The following is a 22,288-nucleotide window of genomic DNA, read 5'->3' on the forward strand; positions in this document are numbered from 1 at the left end:
GCCAGCCAAACCCACAACCGCTTCACGAAACGGAGGCGATGAGCCGCGATCGTGCCGGCTTCGAGCAGCCGCGCACGCTTTTAGAACAGGCTGAGCTGATCGCCCTCGGCTGGCGCCGCACCGATCGGGGCTTCCGGCACCGCATCGGCATCGGCCACGGCGCCCGCCAGAACCAGCCGCTCGGCCAGCCCGGCGGCGCGCTCGGCGCGGGTGCTGACCGCTTCAGCCAGCCGCGCCGGCAGCGCCCAGATCTCCACCCGGCGCTTGGCGCGGGTTATGCCGGTGTAGAACAGCGCGCGCGTCAGCAGCGGGCTCGGCTGATCCGGCAAGGCCAGCAGCACCTCGGTGAATTCCGAGCCCTGGCTCTTGTGCACGGTCATGGCGAAGGCGCTGTCGTGGCTCGGCAGCCGTGCCGGCGCGAAGCCGCGGTAACCGTTGTCACCCTCGAAGAACACCCGCAGGCCCTGCTCGGTTTTCAGGCACAGGCCGATATCGCCGTTGAACAGCCCCAGCGCGTAGTCGTTCTGCCGGACCATCACCGCACGGCCGGGATACCAGCGTTCGCGGGCCGGCACGCCGAGGCGACGCCTGAAGCGTGTTTCCAGCGCCTCGTTGATACCGGTCACGCCGAACGGGCCCTCGCGTTGCGCAGTCAGCGCCCGGAAACCGTTGAAGGCCTCGAACGCCGGGCCTGGATCGCCCTGCCGCGCAGCCTGCAGGTAACCGCCGTAACCCTGCTCCAGCCGCTCGATCAAGGCGGTCGCGCCGGGCGTCGCGTTCCAGGCGAGATCCGCACGACCTTCCTGCAGCAGCGCGACGGTGCCTTTCGCATCGCCAGCGTTGATCCGCCGCGCCAGCTCGCCGATGCCGCTGTCGCCGGCGAAGCGGTGACTGTGGGTGAGCAGCACCACCGCATCGCCGAGGCGCGAGCGCGGCGTCTCGACCGGCACGGGCTGGCCGGTGATGCGCTCCAGCTCGCTTGCCGCCCCGGCATCGAAGCCACGGCCTTCGCAGAGTTCGGCGAACACCGCACCGGCCTCCACGGCGGCCAGCTGATCCTTGTCGCCGAGCAGGATCAGCCGCGCCTTCGGTGGCAGCGCGACGACCAGTTTGGCCATCAGCGCCAGGTCGACCATCGACGCCTCGTCCACCACCAGCACGTCCAACGCCAGCGGATTGGCCGCATCGTGGCGCACTCGGGGGCTGTCGCCGCGGCTGCCGAGCAGGCGGTGCAGGGTCCGCGCCTCGTCCGGCAGGGCCTCCTTCACCGCATCGCTGACCGGCAGCTCGGCCTTGGCGTTGCGGATCGCCTCGGCCATGCGTGCCGCGGCCTTGCCGGTGGGTGCAGCGAGGCCGATGGCCAGGCGCTCGCCGCCGGGCTGCTCGAGCAGCGCCGCCAGCAGGCGCACCACGGTGGTGGTCTTGCCGGTGCCGGGACCGCCGGAGATTACGGCCAGCCGACGCCGAACTGCCTGGGCGGCGGCCAGGCGCTGCCAGTCGGGGCGCTGCTGATTGAAGGCGAACAAGCGCGCCAGGCTCTCGGCGAGCCGTGCTTCGTCCACCTCGGGCGCATCGCCGGTGCGGGCCAGCAGCTGTTCGGCCAGCTGCTGTTCGTAGGCCTGGTAGCGGGCCAGGTAGAGCCGGTCGCCGACCAGGGTCAGCGGCGCATAGTCGTCCGGTGTCCCGACCAGCGTGGAAGCTTCGAGCTGTGCGTGCCAGACGGGCAGCGCCGGCATGCTGAGATCGACATCGGGCCAGGGGCGCCTTCCGGCCAGGCGTTCCAGTGGAAGACAGACATCGCCGGCCGCCAGCGCCTCGCAGCACAGCGTGGCGGCGAGTAGCACCGCTTCGGGCGCCTGCGGTTCCAGGCGTTGCAGGCTGGCGACAAAGGCGCGCTCCAGCGGGCCGAGGGGCAGATCGGCAAGGGTCATATATCGCTCCTGGTCGGCAGGAAAGCGCTGCCACGCCCATTCTCGCGGTCAAGACCGCCAAAGCGCATCATCACCGTCCCTCCTCGAACAGTCGATCCAGCGCATCGAGCAGCGCATCGTCCGGCCGCGCGAAGTAGACGCCGGCCTCGGGCATGCCGCGCAGGAACAGGTAGAAGGCGCCGCCCAGCTGCTCGTCGCGAAAATCCGCCAGGCGCTGGCGCAGGAAGCGGCGCAGCGCCACCAGATAGATCAGGTATTGCAGGTAGTAATGCTCGCCGGCCAGCGCCTGCAGCAGCCGCTCGCCGCCGTAGTAGCTGGCGTCCGGGCCGAGCCAGTTGGACTTGTAGTCGGCGATGTACCAGCGGCCGCCGTGCTCGAAGGTCAGGTCGATAAAGCCTTTGAGAAAGCCCTTGAGGCTGTCGAATTCCAGCCGCGCTGCGGCCTCGCGCAGCGGTGCGGCCAGTCCGTTGGCCGGGTCGGTCAGCAAGGCGCGCAGGCGCGCCACGTCCAGATCCCGCACCGGGAAGGTAAAGCCCAGTTCCGGCAGGCGTCTGGCCGATTTCAGCGCGGCGAGGGTGAGGCCGGCGCCATCCATATCGGTTTCCAGCACCTTCTGCAGGTGGCTGATGGCTATCTCCTTCCATTCCAGCGGCAGGCCGTAGGCCTTGAGCGCCGGCTCGACCAGCGCATCCAGCTCGCCCTTGCCCCGCGCCCAGTTCTCGAGGATGGCATGCAGACAGGTACCGGCCCGCGCGCCGCGTGGGAAGGCGAAGAAGCCGCTGCCCGGCTCGCCGGCATCGGGCATCGCCAGGGCGTCGCGGTCCGGCGCTTCCATGTGCATGCCGGCGGCCAGCCCGGAGAAGCTGCCGATGCGCCAGGCGCTGTAGAGGCTGCGGTTGAGCTGCGCCAGCTGCTCGGGCGGCGCTGCGCGGCTGCTGCCCTGGGTGCTGGCCTCACGCGACTCGAGCGGCAGGCAGGCCATGCGCCCGTCGCTCGCAGCGACCAGCCGCTCGATGGCCAGACGCAGGCTACCGCCGTTGAGGCCAGCCAGGTGGTTGCCCAGCTCCGTCAGTGGCTGCTCGCCCGGCAGTTCGCGGCCGTGCAGCAGCCAGGCCAGGGCGCTGCTGTGCAAGCCTTCGTCGGGCAGATTGCCATCCTTCTTCGCCTTGGGCAGGCTCACCGGCCCCCAGTGCAGCCAGAGCCGGTCACGGGCGCGGGTCAGGGCGACGTAGGCGAGCCGCAGCTGTTCGGCGAACACCTCCTGGCGGGCGCGTTCGAGGTTGTCCTCCAGTTCGCCGCTGCCCAGGTCCAGCAGCGGCTGGCCATCGGCATCGTGACAACGGGCACTGTCCTGGTTCTTGCCGAGCAGCTTGCCGTCCCAGAGAAACGGGCAGAACACCAGCGGGTATTCCAGCCCCTTGCTGGTGTGGATGGTGACGATCTGCACCCGTTCGGCATCGCTTTCCAGGCGCAGCAGCGCTTCTTCACCGGCGCCTTCGCTGCCGCGCTGGGCGTTGAACCAGGCGAGCAGCGGCTCGAGCCCGGGCCGCAGCAGGCTCTCGGCCTGCAGCAATTCACCGAGGTGCAAGAGGTTGGTCAGCCGACGTTCGCCGTCGACCCGCGCCAGCAGGCGTTCAGCCACCGCCTGCTCGTCGAGCCAGGCGCGGAACACGCGCATGAAGCCCTGCTGCTGCCAGAGCTGGTGGTAGCGCTCGGCGGCTTCGCGCTCGGCGTCCCATTCATGCTGGTCATCCTGGCAGCGGGCGAGATCGGCGGCGCTGCGGCCCAGCAGGCGCGTCGCCAGGGCATGCCGCAGCAGACCCTCGCGTCCCGGCTCGGCATAGGCGGCCAGCACCGCGGCCAGCTCACCCGCCTCCTCGCTGCGCCAGACGCTGTCGCGCCCGCGGCGCACGCTGGGCACGCCACGCGCGGCCAGCTCGTCGGCGATCATCCCGGCCTGGCGGTGATTGGCCACCAGCACGGCGATATCGCCGCCCTGGAGCGGGGCGAAGCCGCCATCCTTGTCGAAACCTGCGCGTCCCTCGGCGGCGGCGGCCAGCTGCACGGCGATGCGTCGCGCCGTGTCGCTCGCCGTCAGTTGCGCGGCCTCGGCCTTGCCCAGCGGATCGTCGCCGAGCCAGACCAGCGACAGCGGCGCCGCCTTGCCCTCCTCTGCCAGACGCAGGCTCGCACGCGGCTTGTCGGCGGCACCCACCGGTGGGTAGCGCAGGTCGGGTTGGGCGAACGGCTGCGGATGGTCGAACAGCTGGTTGAGCGCGGCGATCAGCTCGGGCGTCGAGCGGTAGTTGGTCGGCAGGTTGAAGGGCTCACGATCGGCTTGCTGCTTGGCCGTCATGTAAGTGGCCAGGTCCGCACCGCGGAAGGCGTAGATCGCCTGCTTGGGATCGCCGACGAAGCACAGCGAGGCATCACGGCCCTTGGCATAGATGCGGTTGAAGATGGCGTACTGAATCGGGTCGGTGTCCTGGAACTCGTCGATCAGCGCCAGCGGATAGGTCGCACGCAGCGATGCCGCCAGGTCCTCGCCGACCGGGCCTTGCAGTGCCTGATCCAAACGATTCAGCAGGTCGTCGAAGGCCAGCAGCCGCTGCGCCGCCTTGCGTTCAGGCAACTCTCGGTTGAGCCGCTCGAGCAGCGCCACTTGAAGGGCGATCAGCCGCTGCTTGCCGGCCGGCAGTGCGTCGGCCACCTGATCGGCCAGCTCGTCCAGGGCCTGGGCCAGCTCGCACACCGGCGCGTCGAAGCCCTTCTTGCAGGCCTTGCTTAGCGCGCGCGCGCCGAACTTCGCCGCGCCCTCAGGCAGGTCGAACATCACCGCCGGATCGGCAAAATAGGCATCCAGTTCCGCCTGCCATGGCGCAAACTTGATGCGCTTGTGCGTGCTCTGGCTGAGCCCGCCATGTGCCAGCAATTCGGCGACCCAGGCGCTACCCGCCTGCTTCCACAACTCGGCAGCCCGCTGCCAGGCCGCCTCGACCGGGCGCAGATCGGCCGCGACCGGCACGCCCTGCGGTTCGACCCGCAGATAGGGCTTGCCCAGATGACTGCGCAGCCGCTGGCGCAACCACTGCGGAGTGATCCGGCTCTTGGCCAGGAAGCGTGCCCAGGCCGGGTCGGCATCGGCCAGCTCGCTACGCCAGGCGTCGGCGAGCAGCGCGTCGATGATCTCGCGGTCATCGGCAGTCAGCTCGCTGTCGAAATCGCCGCCGGCCTCGAAGGCGGCATCCTGCAGGGCGCGCTGGCAGAAGCCGTGGATGGTGAAGATCGCCGCCTCGTCGAAGCCGTGCACCGCCAGCAACAGGCGCCGCCGCGAGGCGTCGTCCGGGTAGCGGGCGTGCAGGCGATTGAGAAAGTCATCGCTGCTCGGCGTGCCCTCATAAACCGCCAGCAGATCGGCCAGCCGCGCGCGGATGCGCTCGCGCAGCTCGGCGGTGGCGGCGGTGGTGTAGGTAACCACCAGAATCTGCCCCACCGAAAGCTGGCGCTCCAGCAGCAGACGCGCATAGAGCGCGGTGAGCGTCCAGGTCTTGCCGGTACCGGCGCTGGCTTCGATCAGCGAGCGGCCGTCGAAGGGCGAGTCGAGCAGGTCGAGCTTCATTCTTCCTGCTCCTCATCGGCCAGGGCATCCAGGGCTGGGCCGATCAGCTGTTCGGCCAGGGTTTCGAAACGCTCGTCCAGCGGCTCGCGGTCGCGGAAGGCCAAGGCGTTCCAGGGGTCTTCGGCTTCGGCGGGGATGGGGCTGAACTCGGCGCCGAGCCAGGCTTCGCGGGCGCGCTTGCGGGCGCAGTCCAGCGGCTCGCTGCCGCGGCTCGGCTTGCGGTAGCCGCGGGCAAAGGCCTGGCTGCTGCGCGGCAACAGCGGCAGTGGCTCGCGGATCGCGCTGCGGTAGGCCACCAGCCAGGGCTCCAGCAGCTCGGCGGCGTTGGCCAGCGGCCCCAGCTGCCAGTCACCGGCCGGCGAAAGCATCAGGCTGTGGCGCTCGATGCCGGGCGTGGCGCACAGGTTGAGCAGCAGGTGGCGCAGCCAGAACGGCGGCAGGTCCCATTCGCCGAGGCGGCCGAGCTTCCAGCCGAACAGCCCGCCCGGCGTCACGCCATCGAGCCAGCCATGCACACGCACGCCGGCCAGGGTGATATCCACCGGCAGCGGCTCGGGCACGGCGTCCGGGCGCAGTTCGAACAGCCGCGGTGCAAAGGCACGCACCGGGCCGCGCAGTTTGCCCCACAGCGCCTGGCCCAGCTCGCCGGTGGGCAGCCAGCCCGCCGCGCAGGCCATGCGCCGCTCCTCCTCGTCGCTCCAGCCCTGCTCCATCGCTTGCAGCGACAGGCGGCGCAGGCCGTTCCAGGCCGGCATTTCCAGGTCGAACGGTTCGTCGCTGGCAAGCGATTCCTGATCATCGGCCAGGCGCAGACCGAGGCGCTGTTCGAGCAGGAAGCGCGCCGGGTGGCGGAAGCACTGCAGCAGCTGCGACGGCTCGATGGTCAGCCAGGCCTCATCGGGTTCGGCGAGCAGGCTGGCGAAGGGTTGCGCCTGCGCCTGTGGTGGCTCGGCCAGGCGCTGGGCGGCGCGGAACCAGGGCAGCGAATAGCCGGCACAGGGCGCTTCGCCGAAATTACGCGGCGAGAACGGCTGCAACGGATGCGCGATGAGGATCGTCTGGCTGACCGGCCGCGCCCCGTCGGCCAGCACGGCGGTCATGTCCACCGCCTCCAGTACCTCGCTGAGCAGTACCGAGGGCGGCAGCACGGCGTTGTCGCGCGGGTCGCGGCCGACATAGGACAGGTACAGCGCCTGGCGCGCCGAGAGCAGCGTCTCCAGCAGCAGGTAGCGGTCGTCGAGGCGCCGCGCCCGGTCGCCACGGCGCGGATGCCGGCCGATCAAATCGAAGCCCGACGGCGGCGTGCGCCGCGGGAAGGCGCCATCGTCCAGGCCGAGCAGACAGACCACGCGGAACGGCAGGCTGCGCATCGGCACCATGGTGCAGAAGGTCACCGCGCCGGTGAGGAAGCCCGAGGCGCCGCCGCCCTGCTGCAACGCGGCGCTGAGCTGCTGATGCACCAGTTCCAGCTCGATGGGCCGGGTGAGGTCGGCGGCCTGGGCCTGATCGCGCAGGGCGGCGCAGGCCTGGGAGAGCAGCAACAGCGTCTCGCCGGCCTCGCGCTCGTCGAACAGCGTATCGATCAGCACTTGCAGGTCATCCGCCCACTCGGCCAGCGGGCGCGGCCGAGCCAGTTGATCGGCCAGGCTGCCGAGCCGCTCGACGAAGCCCACCAATCGCCCGAGCAACTGCCCGCGCGCGCCTTCCAGCGCGTCCAGCGGCCAGTGCTCGCCAAGCAAGGGCGCGCGGTCGCCGGCCAGCTGCGGCGGTGCAGCGAAGCCCAGCAGCAGGCGGTCCAGCCCCTGGCGCCAGGTAAAGGCTGATTCGGCCGGCAGCCCCAGCCGTGCGCGCTGCTCGCCATCGCGGCCCCAGCGCACGCCGGCCTCGCGCAGCCAGTCACGCAGCAGCGGCAGGTCTTCGCTCTCGATGCCGGCGCGGCGGGCGATGGCCGGCTGTTCCAGCCAGGCGAGGATTTCCTCGGCGGCGAAACGGCTCTGCGCCAGCAACAGCAGTTCAAGGAAGGCCTCGATCAACGGCACCTCGGCGCGCAGGCTGCGGTCGGCGAGGCTGTAGGGAATCCGCGGGCTGCCCTCGCGCGGGGCGAACACCGCCTCGATGAAGGGCGCATAACGTTCGATGTCGGGGGTCAGCACTACCACCTGGTCCGGCGTCAGCGCCGGGTCGGCGGCGAAGCGCGCCAGCAGCTGGTCATGGAGGATTTCCACCTCGCGCAGCGGCGAGTGGGCGATATGCACCTCCAGTGAACGGTCGTTCTCGGCCAGGGTGATCCGCTCATCGGGCAGGCGGGTGCGCAGGCGCAGGATGTCGTTCTGCAAGGCATGCAGCAGGCTGTCGTCGTGCAGGTCCTCGTCTTCGGAATACAGGCCGAATTCCTGACTGCCTTCGCTGGCGGTCAGGCTGAACAGCGAGTCGAAAAAGTCGCGGCCCTGCTTGCCGAGACTCGCCAGCAGCGGATGGCCCACGTCCAGATACCAGTCATCCGCGCCGGACGGCTGGGGAGCTACTGCGCTCGAGGAGGCTTCGTTAAAACCCAACTCGGGATGCTCATGTACGGCCTGTACACTCCGCTCCCTCGCCGGGTTTTGCCTTGCCTGCTCTTCGCTCGCGACGCTCCCCAGCCGTCCGGAAGAAGGAAGCTGCCGTGCCAGCTCGCGGATATCGCGAATCTCGCCCCACGCCTCGCGGCTCGGGTTGAGCGCGCAGACCACTACGTCGATATGCCGTGCCAGGCCGTCGAGCACGCGCAGATGGTGCGGCGGCAGGCTGCTGATGCCGAACACCAGCAGGCGCTCGGGGAGGTCCGGCAACGGCTCGTCGCGATAGAGGCGCTGCAGCAGGTCGCCGAGCAGGCGCGCGCGGTGCGGGTGGCCGTCCTTGGTCAGTTCGCGCCAGAGCAGCGCCTGCCAGGCTTCGTCGGGACCGAGGTCGAGGGTTTCTCCACGCTCCCAGGCCGCCAGCCAGTCGTCGCGATAGAGCAGGTACTGGTCGAAGACGTCGGCGATCTTCGCCGCCAATGACAGCCGCCGGCGCTCGTCGCCGCCATCGAGGTACTGCGCCAGACGCGGCGCCAGCTCGAGATTGGCCGGCTCGCACAGCCAGCCGTAGAGGCGCCAGGTCAGGGTGGTCGGGGAGAACGCCGACTGCTCGGGCAGGCTGCCCAGCACCGTGCGGCTCAGGTCCCAGACGAACGCCGCCGGCAGCTGCAGCTCGAGCTGCATGGCGATGCCCTGCCGGCGCGCCAGCTCCAGGGTCAGCCAGCGGCCCATGCCCTGGCTCGGCACCACCACCCGCGCCGGCGCGAAGGGGTCGGCCAGCGGCTGGGCGAGCAGCGTAGTGGCCAGTTCGCCGAGGGTTTCGAGATCAGGGGCGTGGTAGAGGCTGAGCATGGGCGCACCGCGTGAACAGAAGTCGCTAGGTTACAGGCCGCTCCGCAGGGGAGCGAGCCGGCGATTTCAGCTTGCGCCCGCCATGCGACAACTCGTGTCGCCGTACATCTCCTCCTTTCGCCCTGCCCTTTTGCTTCTCTCGACCAATATCAATTGCGCCGCGGCTGCCTAGCATGGGGATACGGGGCGGCCGCTTAGTCGCCCGCCATCAGGTCAGGAGTCGTTCATGAACCGGAACCGCAAGAAGCTGCTCGCCCTCTCTCTATCTGCCACGCTGGGCGCCGTGCCGCTGCTGCTGCACGCACAGGAACCGGCCCAGCAGCCGACGCTGGGCTCGGTGGAGCGCAGCCACGCCAGCCAGGCTCGCGCCCTGCTCGACCAGGCCGTGCTGACCTTCCAGGCCAAGGGCCCGGAACAGGCGATGGCCGCCTTCAACGACCGCAACGGTGAGTTCGTCCGCGGCCAGTACTACATCTTCGTGCTCGGCGAGGACGGCACCATGCAGGCCAGCAGCGGCCCGTCGGCCAGCCTGGTGGGGCTGAACGTCGGCGAGCTGAAGGACGCGTCCGGCAAGCCGTTCATGCGCGAGCTGCTGGACAAGTCGGCCAGGCAGGAAAGCGGCGAAGTCGAGTACAAATGGCTCAACCCCGCCGACAACAAGATCGAGAACAAGATCAGCCAGTTCCGCAAGGTCGGCGACCATGTGCTCTGCGTCGGCTATTACATCCCCCGCGCCACGGCCGAACATGCCAAGGCGCTGCTTGACCGCGCCGTTCGGCAGGTCAAGGACAAGGGCGCCGAGGCAGCCTTCCGCAGCTTCAACGACCCGCGCGGCGGCTTCGTCTTCCAGGACGAATACGTCTTCGCCATCGGCCTCGACGACGGCCGTTACCGCGCCAGCGGCAGCTCGCCGAACCTGGTGGGCGTCGATGTGCGCAGCGTCACCGACGCCGCCGGCAAGCCGTTGTTCAAGGACATGATCGAACTGGCACGCAAGCAGGGTTCGGGCACGGTGGATTACGTCTGGCGCAACCCGGCGACCAATGCGGTCGAGCAGAAGCACACGCTGATCCAGCGGGTCGACGACGTGCTGCTGGGCGTGGGCTACTACACCCGCCCCTGAGGGCACTCGCAGGGTTTGTGACGGTTCGGTGAACGGGGCCGACGGGCCAGGGTCAATCGAGTATCCCCGGTGCAGATCTGCGTCTTCATGACGCGGCTGTCGTCGTTGCCGCTCGCCGGGGCAGGAGCCCGAACCATGCTGACCCTGTTGCACCTGTTGTCGTCTATCGCCCTGCTGGTCTGGGGTACGCATATCGTGCGTACCGGGATCATGCGGGTGTATGGCTCGCACCTGCGGCGCATGCTCGGCCAGAGCATGGGCAACGCGCCGCTGGCCTTCGGCGCCGGCATCGGCGTCACCGCGCTGGTGCAGAGCAGCAATGCCACCGCACTGCTGGCCATTTCCTTCGTCGCTCAGGGCCTGATGGGGCTGCCCACGGCACTGGCGATCATGCTCGGCGCGGACGTCGGTACCGCGCTGATGGCGCGGGTGCTGACCCTCGACCTTTCCTGGCTGTCGCCGCTGCTGACGCTGGTCGGCGTCAGCCTGTTCCTCTCGCGCAAGCAGAGCCGCACCGGCCAGATCGGCCGCGTGCTGATCGGCCTCGGCCTGATCATCCTCGCCCTGCAGCTGATCGTGCACGCCGCCGAGCCGATCACCGAGGCGCGCGGCATGCAGGTGCTGTTCTCCTCCCTGGCCGGCGACACCCTGCTGGCGGTGCTGGTGGGTGCGCTGTTCGCCGTCCTGTCGTATTCCAGCCTGGCGGCGGTGCTGCTGACCTCGACGCTGGCCGGCGCGGGCCTGATCAGCCTGCCGGTGGCACTCGGCCTGGTGATCGGCGCCAACATCGGCAGCGGCCTGCTCGCCTGGTTCAACGCCAGCCTGCAGCCGGCCTCGGCGCGGCGGGTGGCGCTGGGCAACCTGCTGTACAAGCTCGCCGGCCTCATCGTGCTGCCTTTCCTGGTGCCGCTGGTGGCCTGGATGGACACCCTCGGCTACAGCGCGCAGACCCAGGTGATCGGCTTCCACCTGGTCTACAACAGCCTGCGCTGCCTGCTCCTGCTGCCCACCGTGCACCCCATGAGCCGGTTGTGCGAGCGCCTGCTGCCCGAGCGCCAGCTGGACAACGGCGTGGCGCAGCCGCGGCACCTCGACCCGACGGCGCTGGACACACCGAGCCTGGCGCTGGCCAATGCAGTGCGCGAGACCCTGCGCATCGGCGACATGGTGGAGCTGATGCTGGCGCGCCTGCTGGAAGTGCTGCGCGAGGACCGTGCCGAACCGGGCGAGGAAATCCGCCGCCTGGACGACGACGTCGATGCGCTCTACAGCGGGGTCAAGCTCTACCTGGCGCAGATGCCCCGCGAGGACCTGGCCGAGCAGGAAGGCCGGCGCTGGGCGGAGATCATCGAACTGGCGATCAATCTGGAGCAGGCCGGCGACATCATCGAACACATGGCGAGCAAGGTGCAGAACCTCAAGACCGCCAAGCGCCGTTCCTTCTCCGACAGCGGGCTGGAGGAACTCGGCCAGCTGCACACCCAGCTCAGCGCCAACCTGCGGCTGGGCCTGTCGGTGTTCATCTCCGGCGACTCCCACGGTGCGCGCCAGCTTCTGCAGCAGAAGCGCCAGTTCCGCAAACTGGAGCGCGAGCTGGCCCATTCCCATGTGCATCGGCTGCACCGACAAGTGGTGGAAAGCATCGAGACCAGCGCGGCGCATCTGGAGCTGATTGCCGACATGAAACGGCTCAATTCGCTGTTCTGCAGCGCCGCCTATCCGGCTCTGGAAGGCCCGGGCAAGCCGCGCACTTCCGGCGACACCAACCGTGAGGTGCTGCCCAGCGAGCCGCACCTGCCGGGGCGTCCCGCCTAGCCTGCGCGGCGCTGCCAGAGGCGGAACAACGGCTCGGCGAGAAACATCACCAGAAACAGCCTGAGCACCTGCACCGCGGTAACCAGCGCCACCGACAGCTGCAAGGCTTCGGCGGTCAGGCACAGCTCGGTGATGCCGCCGGGCATCATGCCGAGCATCAGCGACACCTCGTCCAGCGCCGTCAGCCAGCCCAGGGCACCGCCCAGCGCAGCGGCGACCAGCATGGCCAGCAGGGTGAACAGCAGGATGCGCAACAGGAAGGCCGGCGCACTGCGGAAGAATGGCCGATCGAAATGACAGGCCAGCGAGCAGCCGATCAGCCACTGGCCGAGCGCGCCGGCCCAGCCCGGCAGGCCGATGTGCAGGTCGAACGCCACGCTGGCCAGCGCGCAGACGGTCAGCGGGCCGAGCATCCAGGGGTTGGGCTGGCCAAGGCGCTTCCAGAGCAGCGCCAGCAGGCCACCGGCCGGCAGCAGCACGGCGAGCCAGGGCCAGCTCACCGGGGCCGCGGGCGGCGCCGCGACGGTCGGCAACCCCCAGGTGAACAGCGCTGGCACGATCAGCACCACCAGCAGCAGGCGCAGGCTGTGCGCCGCCGCCACGCTGGCCGCCTCGGCCTGGTGCCGGTTGGCCAGCACCACCATCTCGCTGGCGCCACCCGGCATGCTGGCGAAGAATGCGGTGGCACGGTCGCTGCCGCTGCGCAGCAGGATGAAGATGCCGATCAGCCCCAGCAGCAGGGTGCCGACGGCGCCGGCGAGGATCACGCCGAAGTGCGCCAGCACCTCGCGCATCACTTCACCGGTGAAATGCAGGCCGATGGCGCTGGCAACGATCCACTGCCCCACCTGCCGGCCGCGCGGCACCTCGCTCACCAGCCAGCCGCTGCAGCGCACGGCGATCACCGCCAGCAGCGAGCCGACCATCCACGGCAGCGGCCAGTTGGCCAGGCTCGCCAGCCAGCCGCCGAACGCACCGATCAGCGGCGTTGCCCACCAGGCCGGCAGCCGCTGGTGCATATCAGGCCTGTGCCTCGACCGCGTTGCCGCGACGACGCTTGAGGTACCAGCGCAGCCCCGGCATGGCCAGCATCGCCACGGTCAGCCCCCACAGTGCCAGGGTGATCGGGCTGCCGTAGAGAATGCCCAGCTCACCGTTGGAGATCGACAGTGCGCGGCGCAGGTTGTCTTCCATCATCTCGCCGAGGACGAAACCGAGGATCAGTGCCGACAGCGGGAAGTCCAGCTTGCGCAGCAGGTAGCCGAACACGCCGAGGCCGACCATCAGCACCAGGTCGAACACGGTGCTGTGCACCGAATACACGCCGACCATGCTGATCACCGTGATCGTCGGTACCAGAACCCAGTTCGGCACGCTGAGCATGCGCGAGAACAGGCCGACCAGGGGGATGTTCATGATCAAGAGGATCACGTTGCCGATGAACAGCGAGGCGATCAGACCCCAGACCACGTCCGGCTGCTGTTCGAACAACAGCGGCCCCGGGGTGATGTTGTACAGCGTCAGTGCGCCGATCATCACCGCGGTGGTGCCCGAACCCGGCACGCCGAGGGTCAGCATGGGGATCAGCGAACCGCAGGCCGAGGCGTTGTTCGCCGCTTCCGGCGCCGCCAGGCCGCGCAGGTCGCCATCGCCGAAGCGGCCCTTGTCGCCGGCCATGCGCTTCTCGCTCATGTAGGTCATGGCGCTGGCGATGGTCGCCCCGGCGCCCGGCAGGGTGCCGATGACGAAGCCGGCCACGGCACTGCGCACCATGGTCCAGAAGGTCAGGCAGAACTCCTTGAAGTTGAACAGCAGCCGGCCACTGGCCTTGACCGCCTTCTGCCCGCTGTGGGTCTTTTCCAGCATCAGCAGGATCTCGCTGACGCTGAAGAAGCCGATCACCACGATGACGAACTGGATGCCGTCGGACAGGCTGACGCTGCCGAAGGTGAAGCGGTAGACGCCGGTGGTCGAGTCGACACCGACGGTGGCCAGCGCCAGGCCCATCAGCGCGGCCATGAGGGTCTTCACCGGCTTGTCGCCGACCATGCCGCCGAGACAGGCGATGGCGAAGATCATCAGCACGAAGTATTCCGCCGGGCCGAAGGCCACCGCCCACTTGGCCAGCAGCGGAGCGAACAGCACCACGCCGCAGGTGGCGATGATGCTGCCGATGAACGAGCTCACCGCCGACAGCGACAGGGCGATGCCAGCCTTGCCCTGACGGGCCAGCGGGTAGCCGTCGAGGGTGGTCATCACCGCCGCGGCGTCGCCCGGCACGTTGAGCAGGATCGCCGAGATACGGCCGCCGTATTCGCAGCCCAGGTACACCGCGGCGAGCAGGATCAGTGCGGTCTCCGGCGGCAGGCCGAGGGCAAAGGCCAACGGCAGCAGCAACGCCACGCCGTTGATCGGGCCGAGGCCGGGCAGCAGGCCGACGACGGTGCCGACGAAGGCGCCGAACAGCGCCACCAGCAGGTTGGTCGGCCGGGTGGCGACATCGAAGCCCTGCATCAAGAAATTCAAAGTTTCCATATCAGCTCTCCAGCAGACGCAGCAGGCCGAGCGGCAGCGGTACGTCCAACAGGTAATCGAACAGCCCGTAGAGCAGCACGCCGAGCAGCACGCCGCTGATCACGCTGGGCCACAGGCGACCGTTGAACAGCAGGCCGAGGGCGAAACCGGCCAGGGCAGTGCTGATGACGAAGCCGAGGATTTCGAACAGCAGGGCGTAGGCCAGCAGCGCCAGCACGCAGAGCACGGCCCGCTGCGCCTTGGCTCGATCGAACGCTGGCGTCGGCTCGCCATGCGGCTTGAACAGCAGCCACGCCGCACCACAGGCCATCAGGAACAGCAGCAGCAGCGGATAGGCGCGCGGCCCGACCGGGTCGTAGGCGAAGGGCGCCTCGAAGCCCCAGGCGAGCAGGGCGAGGCCGGCGCAGGCGAGCAGCCACGCCGCGGCGAAGACACGTACGTACATGACGGGATACCTCAGGATGCGACGGCCCGGCCCCAGTGAGGGCCCGGGCCGGGTTCTCGGTTACTTGACCAGGCCGAACTCGCCGGCCAGCGCCTTGTAGTCCTGCACCTGCTTCTCGACGAAGGCCTTGAGCTCGTCGCCGGTCATCGACAGCGGGAACAGGTCGCGCTGCTCGCGCAGCTTGGCGAAGTCCTCGTCGGCCAACAGGCTGTCGAACTGGCTCTTCCACCAGTTGAAGTCCTCGTCGGAGACTTCCGGCCCCATGTAGAAACCGCGGATCACCGGCCAGCTGATGTCGTAGCCCTGCTCCTTGGCGGTGGGGATGTCGGCCAGCTTGCCCGGCAGGCGCTCGTCGGAGAGCACGGCGAGGATGCGGATCTTGCCGGCGTCGAGTTGCGGGGTGACTTCGCCGAGGCCGCTGGAGGTGACCTGCACATGGCCGCCGAGCATGGCGGTGAGCGTCTCGCCGCCGCCTTCGAAGGCGACATAGCGCAGCTTCTGCGGATCGACGCCGGCGGCGCGGGCGATCAGTGCGGTCTGCATCCAGTCCTGCCCGCCGATGGTGGCGCCGGCGCCGAACACCACGCTGCCCGGGTCCTTCTTCACCGCGGCGATGAGGTCGTCGAGGTCCTGGTAGGGCGCATCGGCACGCACCGAGATGGCGCCGTAGTCGGTGCCGACCGCGGCCAGCCAGCGCACCGCGGTTTCGTCGTAACGACCGAACTTGCCCTGCGCGAGGTTCAGCAGCGAACCGCTGGAAAAGGCGGTGATGGTCCCCGCCTCCGCGGCGCGCTGGGCGACCACGGCGTTGTAGGCCACCGCACCGACGCCGCCGGGCATGTAGGTGACGCGCATCGGCGCCTTGAGCAGGCCGGCGTCCTTCAGGCCGCTCTGGGCCAGCTTGCAGGTCAGGTCGAAACCGCCGCCGGGCTTGGCCGGGGCGATGCACTCGGGGCGCTTGGGCTCGGCCAGCAGCTGGCTGGAGAGCAGCAGGCAGGACGACAGCAGGGCGATACGGCTGAGTCTGGTTTTCATCGGGTGTTCCTCGCGTTCTTTTTCTGTTTACCAGATCGGCAGGCTGTAGCTGACGATCAGACGGTTCTCGTCGGCGTCACGGGCGAAGTCGGAGCGGAACATCGCGTTGCGCCAGCGCACCGCGACGTTCTTCAGCGGGCCGCTCTGCACCACGTACTTCAGCTCGATGTCGCGTTCCCATTCGCTGCCGTTGCTGCCGCCCGCGTATTCGGCGTTGTCGCCGGAGATGTAACGGGTCAGGAAGGTCAGCCCGGGGATGCCCATGGCGGCGAAGTTGTAGTCGTAACGGGCCTGCCAGGAGCGCTCGTCGGCGTTGGCGAAGTCGTTGATCTGCACGAAGTTGACCAGGAACGGATCGCTGCCATCGATATAGGCATAGCCGGTATCGCCGCGCATCTGCTGGTAGCCGAGGCTGACCTTGTGCCCGCCGAGGCTGTAACCCAGCATGCCGTTCCAGGCCTGGTTGTCGATCTTGCCGGCGTTGGCCGCGCCGGTGTCGTCGCTGAACATCACGCGCAGATCGGCGCTCAGCGCGGAGTTGTCGGTCAGCGGCTTGACCGCCAGCAGGCCGAAGAAATGCTGGCGGTATACATCATCCAGCTCGCCGTAGTAGTAGCGGCCGGTGAGGTTCTTGTTGAAGGCGTATTCGGCCCCGGCGAAGGTCAGGTGATCGGCCTCGGCGGCACTGGCGAAACGGCTGTTCTTGTTGTTCAGCTGCAGGTCCTGGGAGTTGGTCGAAGCGCGGTCGATGACCTTGTCCAAGCGCCCGCCGATCAGCGTCAGCCCTTCGATGTCCTTGGAAGTGGCGGTGCCGCCTTCGAACACCTGCGGCAGCGTGCGGCTGTCGCTGGCCTTGACCACCGGCATCTCCGGGATGTGCGAGCCATAGCGCAGCTCGGTCTCGGCGATCTTCGCCTTGGCGGTCAGGCCCAGGCGGCTGAACTCGTCCGGGGTGCCGCCATCGTCCTGCACCGGCAAGAGGTCAGTGCCGGCGCGACCACCGCCGGAGTCCAGCTTGACGCCGAGCATGCCCAGCGCATCCAGGCCGACGCCGACGGTGCCTTCGGTGAAGCCGGACTGCACGTGAAACCCTGGGTCCACTCTTCGCGCTTGGACTGGGCGGTGCCTTCGCGGAAATCGCGGTTCAGGTAGATGTTGTGGGTCTGCAGGGTTGCACTGCTGTCTTCGATGAACGCGGCCTGGGCGAGCGGCGCCAGCGAGGCGGCGGCAACGGCGAGAGCGAGACGAGCAGGAGCGGGTGAGCGTCTGACGGCAGTCAGCATCGGGGTATCTCCACTATTGTTTTTGTTGTGACGGCGCATGCGCCGCGCGAGGTGGATCGAGCCACCTGTAAGCGATCCTATGGGGTCAAGCTTTCGCCAGCCTTTCAGCGTCGAAAGCCTGCGGCGACTCTTGCCGTCTGCCGCTACACTGGCGCCCCGTCGCAATGGCAGAGGACAGGCAATGCGGATTCTTCTGGTCGAGGATCACCCCCAGCTGGCCGAGAGCGTGGCGCAGGCGCTGCGCGGCGCCGGCTGGACCGTGGACCTGCTGCACGACGGCATCGCCGCCGACCTGGCGCTGGCCAGCGAGGACTATGCGCTGGCGATTCTCGACGTCGGGCTGCCACGGCTGGATGGCTTTCAGGTGCTGGCGCGCCTGCGCGAGCGCGGCAAGACGCTGCCGGTGCTGATGCTCACCGCGCGCGGTGAGGTCAGCGATCGCGTGCACGGCCTCAACCTCGGTGCCGACGACTACCTGGCCAAGCCGTTCGAGCTGTCCGAGCTGGAAGCAAGGGTCAAGGCGCTGCTGCGACGCAGCGTCGGCGGCGGCGAGCGCCAGCAGCGCTGCGGTGTACTGGTCTACGACCTGGATGCGCGGCGCTTCAGCCTGGCCGAGGAGCCGCTGACGCTGACCTCCCGGGAACAGGGCGTGCTCGAGGCACTGATCGCCCGTCCCGGCCGGGTGATGAGCAAGGATCAGCTGGCCGCCCAGGTGTTCGGCCTGGACGAGGACGCCAGCGCCGACGCCATCGAGATCTATGTCTACCGGCTGCGCAAGAAGCTCGAGGGCCAACCGGTGCGCATCGTCACCTTCCGCGGCCTGGGCTACATGCTCGAGGCGCTCGATGGCTGAGCCGGAGGTCGCCGGCAGCCTGCGTGCCCGGCTGCTGCGCCGGCTGGCGATCCTGCTCGCGCTGCTGCTGCTGTTCAGCGGCTGGAGTGCCTACTGGAACGGCCGTGCCGCTGCCGATACCGCCTACGACCGCACCCTGCTCGCCTCTGCCCGAGCCATCGCCGACGGCCTGGTCACTCACGAGGGTGTGCTGCGCGCCAACGTGCCCTACGTGGCGCTCGACACCTTCGCCTATGACAGCGCCGGACGCATCTACTACGGGGTGCTGGACATCCAGGGGCGCCTGGTCAGCGGCTACGAGAACCTGCCCGCCCCTGCCGCCGACACCCCGCGCACCGACGATTACCCGGCCCTGGCGCGTTTCTACGATGGCGAGTTCCAGGGCCAGGGCGTGCGCCTGGTGAGCCTGCTGCAGCCGGTCAGCGAGCCGGAGCTCAACGGCATCGCCGAGATCCGCGTGGCCGAGACCCTCGGCGCCCGGGAGCGCATGGCGCGCAGCCTGCTCACCGATACCCTGTGGCGGGTCGGGCTGATGGCCGTCGCCGCGCTGCTGCTGGTATGGCTGGCGGTAAGTGCCGCGTTGCGGCCGCTGGGCCGGCTCAGCGAGGCGGTGCAGGAACGTGCACCGGACGATCTGCGGCCGCTGCCGCTGGTCAGCGTGCAGCGCGAGCTGCGCCCGCTGGTGGTCGCGCTCAACGGCTTCACCGAACGCCTGCGCGGTCAGTTCGAACGCCAGGCATGCTTCATCGCCGACGCCTCCCACGAGCTGCGCACGCCGCTGGCGGCCCTCAAGGCGCGTATCGAGCTGGGCCTGCGCGACGCCGATCCCGCCGCCTGGCGCAGCACCCTGGAGGACGCCGGACAGAGCACCGACAAGGTCATCCACCTGGCCAATCAGCTGCTTTCCCTGGCGCGCATCGAAAGCGGCGCACAGTCCATCGCCGAGGGCGGCGCGCAGCGCCTGGACCTCTCGCAGCTGGCCCGCGAGCTGGGCCTGGCGATGGCGGCACTGGCGCACAAGCGCGGCGTCGCCCTGGCCCTGGAAGCCGAGGCGCCGGTATGGATCGACGGCGAGCCGACGCTGATCAGCGAACTGCTGAGCAACCTGCTGGACAACGCCCTGGCGCATACCGTCGGTGGCGGCAACGTGGTGCTGCGGGTGCTCGACGGCGCCGTGCTGGAGGTGGAGGACGACGGCCCTGGCATTCCGGTCGCCGAGCGCGATCGCGTCTTTGCCCGCTTCTATCGCCGCGACACCAGCGGCCATGGCGCCGGCCTGGGTCTGGCCATCGTCGGCGAGATCGTCCGCGCCCACCGCGCCGAGATCAGCCTCGATCAGGGTGCGCTGGGCGGGCTGCTGGTGCGGGTGCGCTTCATACCGGCTGAGGGCTGACGCCGGGGCCGGTTTCGCCGATCGCCGCCTCGGGCGCACAGACCACCCGGTTGCGACCGGCGTGCTTGGCGGCATACAGCGCCGCATCCGCAGCGGCCAGCAGCGCCTCTGCCGAGACACAGGTCGACCCCAGCGTGGCGACGCCAAGGCTGATGGTCAACGCCACCGGCAGGTCGCCGTGGCGCAGCTGCAGGCACTCGATGTCCTGGCGGATCCGCTCCGCCAGCACAACCGCCTGGCGCTGATCGGATGCCGGCAGCAGCACGACGAACTCCTCGCCGCCATAGCGTGCCGCCAGGTCACCGGCACGCTGGCAATGCGCCATGAGCACCGCCGCCACCTGGCGCAGGCACTCGTCACCGAACGGATGGCCATAGCTGTCGTTGATGCGCTTGAAGTGATCGATGTCGGCCAGCAGCACTGCCAGCGGGCTGCCGCTGCGGCGGGCACGGCGAATCTCCTCGTCCAGCACGCTGTCGAAGCGCCGGCGGTTGGCCAGCTGGGTCAGCGCGTCGGTGGCGCTCAGGCGCAGCAGTTCGGCATTGGCGGTCTCCAGTCCCTGCCTGGCTTCTTCCAGCGCGCGGGTGCGCTCGTAGACCCGCGCCTCCAGCACCTCGTTGGCCTGCAGCTGCAGGTCCAGCGCCTCCTGCTTGGCCTGCAGGTGCAGGGCGCGCTCGGCGGCGAGCGACTCGGAGGTCTCCAGGGCCAGCTGCTGCGCCGCGATACGCCGGTTGCGCTCGATGTTGATGCGCTCGGCCAGCGCCATGGAGAGCAGCACGAACTCGGTGAACATGCCGATCAGCTGGCCGTTCAAGGTCCAGGCGTTGAGCGGCAGCACGCCATTGAGGGCCAGCAGGTTGACCACGGTGAAGATCAGCAGCGCGCTCCAGGCGATGCTGAACAGCCGCGCCGACGGATTGCCACGCGCCCAGAGGTTGAGCGTTACCGCCATGGTCAGCCCGCAATGCGGCAGCGCGACGCTTTCCATGAACAGGTAGCGCCCCAACGTCGGCACCAGCAGCAGAACCAGCACCGCCGCGCCCCAGTACAGCGTCAGCGTGATGGACACCCACCACACCCAGCCGCCGTAGCGGCGCACGCCGAGAAAGCGCAGGGCGAACAGCATCGGTGTGAAGAAGCACAGCGCGGCGGACAGTCCGTAGAAGCGCGCCGACAGCTCGGGTATTTCCGGCCAGAGATAGAGCTGGCCGAAGCCGGTGATGCTCAGCACGTAGAACACCGCACTGAGCAGATAGAGCACGTAGAAGAAGTAGCTGCCGTCACGGGTGAAGACCAGCAGGCTCAGGTTGTACAGCACGATCACCAGGATGCCGCCGAAGAACAGGCTGACCAGGGTGACGTCCCGCAGGCGGCCCTCGACGAACTGCTTCTCGTCGATCAGCTCCAGCGGCAACGCCAGGGTTTCGCGGGCCTGCACCTGCAGATAGACCACCGCCCGCTCGCCCGGCGGCAGCTCGAGTGGGTAGACGAAATGATGGTCGGCCAGCGGCCGAGCGCTCAGCGCCAGGGCGTCGCCTGCCAGCATCGGGGCACCCCAGCGACCGCTGTCCGGGTAGTGCAGGCGCACCGCGACCCGGTCGAGCACCGGCCACTTCAGCAACAGGTACCAGAGCCGCGCATCCGTCCCGCCGTTGCGCAAGAACAGGCGCAGCCAGGCACCGTCGGGCTGCTTGCCCAGCGTCGGACGCGCCAGCGGTTGCCATGGCCAGGCGTCGCTGGCCGCTGCGTCGAAGTCCGCCGCGGGCATGCCGAGCACGTACTCCAGGGCGCCGAGCTGCAGGGTCGAGGCGCCGCGTGTCTGGACCGCCGCCGAGCCGGCCGCGGTGGCGGCCACCGTAGGCGACAGCAGCAGGCAGGCCAACAGCAGCAGGAGCAGACGTGTCATGGGATTGCCTCGGGGTGCAACGGGCTGGCGTACTGCCAGCTAACCGGCGCCATTTATCCAACGACGCGCTCGTCGCCATGATGCCACTGTGATGGCACGTTGTCCCGCTCCGGGCGACAGGCTGCCGTCAGGCCCGTCGTCGCGCCCAGAACTGCTGCACCAGTTCGAGCATGCCGTCGGCCAGCTGCGCCACACCGGTTTCCAGCATCTTCATGGCGAAGGCGATCTCGCCGATTTCAACCTTGCGCCCGGTGTAGATCAGCTGACTGACCGGGTTGTGCCCCACTCGCCGCGCCTGCCGGGCCAGCCGCGACAGCGGCGCCAGGGTGAATGCCGCAAGCGCGGCGGCGGCCGCTCCCGTCGCCAGCCCGGCCACTGTGGCAATGACAGGAGCCGAACCCAACAGGCTACCGAGGGCCACACCGAGCGCACCGGCACCGGCGGCCAGCAGCGCCACTCGCTCGCGCAGGCCCATGGTGCAACGCAGTGCCCGCGCGCCACGGCCATCGCGCAGCGCGGCATACAGCGCCTCGGCAGCACGGATCTGCTCGGGTTGGGCGCGGGTCCGCACGGACTGGTATTCCACCACCTTGCCGTCGCGGCTGACCGGTGTAGCGAAGGCGCTGACCCAGTAGTGGTCGCCGTTCTTGCAGCGATTCTTGACGATGCCCATCCACGAGCGGCTCGTCTGCAGCGTCTGCCAGAGATCGGCGAAGGCTTCGACCGGCATGTCCGGGTGACGGACCAGGTTATGCGGCGCGCCGAGCAGTTCGGCTTCGTCAAAGCCGGAAATCGCGACGAAGTCCGGGTTGGCGTAGGTGATGGTGCCTTTGAGATCGGTGGTGGACAGGATGTTCGCCGTTTCACCGACCATGACTTCACGGCCGCTGACGGGCAGGTTGAGGCGCATAAACAGATCTTCCTTGGAAAAATGGTCTGAGTA

The 22,288-nt window shown here is 69.0% G+C and carries 12 protein-coding genes and 2 pseudogenes; 4 read left to right on the forward strand and 10 right to left on the reverse strand.

Going from position 1 to position 22,288, the window contains the following annotated elements:
- Positions 1–80: 80 nt before the first annotated feature.
- The 3 genes from recD to recC form a co-directional block, all read right to left on the reverse strand.
- Positions 81–1,931: an exodeoxyribonuclease V subunit alpha gene (recD, locus tag PSTAB_RS19820; RefSeq protein ID WP_013984381.1), complete on the reverse strand. Its 1,851-nt coding sequence runs from the start codon at positions 1,929–1,931 to the stop codon at positions 81–83.
- A gap of 70 nt (positions 1,932–2,001) precedes the next feature.
- Positions 2,002–5,550 (reverse strand): exodeoxyribonuclease V subunit beta, encoded by a 3,549-nt coding sequence (recB, locus tag PSTAB_RS19825; RefSeq protein WP_013984382.1) that lies wholly within the window; start codon positions 5,548–5,550, stop codon positions 2,002–2,004.
- Positions 5,547–8,957 carry an exodeoxyribonuclease V subunit gamma gene (recC, locus tag PSTAB_RS19830; protein WP_013984383.1) on the reverse strand — a complete coding sequence of 1,137 codons (3,411 nt, stop codon included), beginning with the start codon at positions 8,955–8,957 and terminating at the stop codon, positions 5,547–5,549. Before recC ends, recB begins: the two co-directional genes overlap by 4 nt.
- A 226-nt stretch (positions 8,958–9,183) precedes the next feature.
- On the opposite strand from recC, the gene PSTAB_RS19835 reads away from it, so the two are divergent.
- Both PSTAB_RS19835 and PSTAB_RS19840 read left to right on the forward strand, forming a co-directional pair.
- Positions 9,184–10,080 (forward strand): cache domain-containing protein, encoded by an 897-nt coding sequence (locus tag PSTAB_RS19835; RefSeq protein WP_013984384.1) that lies wholly within the window; start codon positions 9,184–9,186, stop codon positions 10,078–10,080.
- Between the two features lie 135 nt (positions 10,081–10,215).
- Positions 10,216–11,895, forward strand: coding sequence for a Na/Pi cotransporter family protein (locus PSTAB_RS19840; RefSeq protein WP_013984385.1), 1,680 nt, complete (start codon positions 10,216–10,218; stop codon positions 11,893–11,895).
- Here PSTAB_RS19840 and PSTAB_RS19845 read toward each other — a convergent pair.
- The 5 genes and pseudogenes from PSTAB_RS19845 to PSTAB_RS19865 all read right to left on the reverse strand — a co-directional run bounded on the left by PSTAB_RS19845 (position 11,892) and on the right by PSTAB_RS19865 (position 17,193).
- Positions 11,892–12,914: an AbrB family transcriptional regulator gene (locus tag PSTAB_RS19845; protein ID WP_013984386.1), complete on the reverse strand. Its 1,023-nt coding sequence runs from the start codon at positions 12,912–12,914 to the stop codon at positions 11,892–11,894. The genes PSTAB_RS19840 and PSTAB_RS19845 overlap by 4 nt on opposite strands.
- Before the next feature lies 1 nt (position 12,915).
- On the reverse strand, positions 12,916–14,430 hold the full coding sequence (locus PSTAB_RS19850; RefSeq protein WP_013984387.1) for a tripartite tricarboxylate transporter permease: 1,515 nt from the start codon (positions 14,428–14,430) through the stop codon (positions 12,916–12,918).
- A gap of 1 nt (position 14,431) precedes the next feature.
- Positions 14,432–14,875: a tripartite tricarboxylate transporter TctB family protein gene (locus PSTAB_RS19855; RefSeq protein ID WP_011915042.1), complete on the reverse strand. Its 444-nt coding sequence runs from the start codon at positions 14,873–14,875 to the stop codon at positions 14,432–14,434.
- 60 nt (positions 14,876–14,935) lie between these two features.
- Positions 14,936–15,910 (reverse strand): tripartite tricarboxylate transporter substrate binding protein, encoded by a 975-nt coding sequence (locus tag PSTAB_RS19860; protein WP_013984388.1) that lies wholly within the window; start codon positions 15,908–15,910, stop codon positions 14,936–14,938.
- 27 nt (positions 15,911–15,937) lie between these two features.
- Positions 15,938–17,193 (reverse strand): annotated as a pseudogene (locus PSTAB_RS19865) (OprD family porin).
- A gap of 181 nt (positions 17,194–17,374) precedes the next feature.
- On the opposite strand from PSTAB_RS19865, the gene PSTAB_RS19870 reads away from it, so the two are divergent.
- Positions 17,375–18,046: a response regulator gene (locus PSTAB_RS19870; protein ID WP_013984390.1), complete on the forward strand. Its 672-nt coding sequence runs from the start codon at positions 17,375–17,377 to the stop codon at positions 18,044–18,046.
- Complete coding sequence (locus PSTAB_RS19875) at positions 18,039–19,439, forward strand: sensor histidine kinase (protein ID WP_013984391.1); 1,401 nt, start codon at positions 18,039–18,041, stop codon at positions 19,437–19,439. Before PSTAB_RS19870 ends, PSTAB_RS19875 begins: the two co-directional genes overlap by 8 nt.
- Here PSTAB_RS19875 and PSTAB_RS19880 read toward each other — a convergent pair.
- A complete protein-coding gene (locus PSTAB_RS19880) occupies positions 19,420–21,345 on the reverse strand; it encodes a sensor domain-containing diguanylate cyclase (protein WP_013984392.1) in 1,926 nt (641 codons plus the stop codon). The two genes, PSTAB_RS19875 and PSTAB_RS19880, sit on opposite strands and share 20 nt — an antisense overlap.
- A gap of 154 nt (positions 21,346–21,499) precedes the next feature.
- Positions 21,500–22,255: pseudogene (locus PSTAB_RS19885) on the reverse strand (PAS domain-containing protein); the annotation flags it as partial.
- Positions 22,256–22,288: the final 33 nt, after the last annotated feature.

It is taken from the genome of Stutzerimonas stutzeri, from assembly GCF_000219605.1.
Taxonomy (GTDB): Bacteria; Pseudomonadota; Gammaproteobacteria; order Pseudomonadales; family Pseudomonadaceae; genus Stutzerimonas; species Stutzerimonas stutzeri.

Coding starts and splice junctions, on each gene's coding strand:
- recD (WP_013984381.1), bottom strand. CDS start 1,931: ATGACCCTTGCCGATCTGCCCCTCGGCCCGCTGGAGCGCGCCTTTGTC.
- recB (WP_013984382.1), bottom strand. CDS start 5,550: ATGAAGCTCGACCTGCTCGACTCGCCCTTCGACGGCCGCTCGCTGATC.
- recC (WP_013984383.1), bottom strand. CDS start 8,957: ATGCTCAGCCTCTACCACGCCCCTGATCTCGAAACCCTCGGCGAACTG.
- PSTAB_RS19835 (WP_013984384.1), top strand. CDS start 9,184: ATGAACCGGAACCGCAAGAAGCTGCTCGCCCTCTCTCTATCTGCCACG.
- PSTAB_RS19840 (WP_013984385.1), top strand. CDS start 10,216: ATGCTGACCCTGTTGCACCTGTTGTCGTCTATCGCCCTGCTGGTCTGG.
- PSTAB_RS19845 (WP_013984386.1), bottom strand. CDS start 12,914: ATGCACCAGCGGCTGCCGGCCTGGTGGGCAACGCCGCTGATCGGTGCG.
- PSTAB_RS19850 (WP_013984387.1), bottom strand. CDS start 14,430: ATGGAAACTTTGAATTTCTTGATGCAGGGCTTCGATGTCGCCACCCGG.
- PSTAB_RS19855 (WP_011915042.1), bottom strand. CDS start 14,875: ATGTACGTACGTGTCTTCGCCGCGGCGTGGCTGCTCGCCTGCGCCGGC.
- PSTAB_RS19860 (WP_013984388.1), bottom strand. CDS start 15,910: ATGAAAACCAGACTCAGCCGTATCGCCCTGCTGTCGTCCTGCCTGCTG.
- PSTAB_RS19870 (WP_013984390.1), top strand. CDS start 17,375: ATGCGGATTCTTCTGGTCGAGGATCACCCCCAGCTGGCCGAGAGCGTG.
- PSTAB_RS19875 (WP_013984391.1), top strand. CDS start 18,039: ATGGCTGAGCCGGAGGTCGCCGGCAGCCTGCGTGCCCGGCTGCTGCGC.
- PSTAB_RS19880 (WP_013984392.1), bottom strand. CDS start 21,345: ATGACACGTCTGCTCCTGCTGCTGTTGGCCTGCCTGCTGCTGTCGCCT.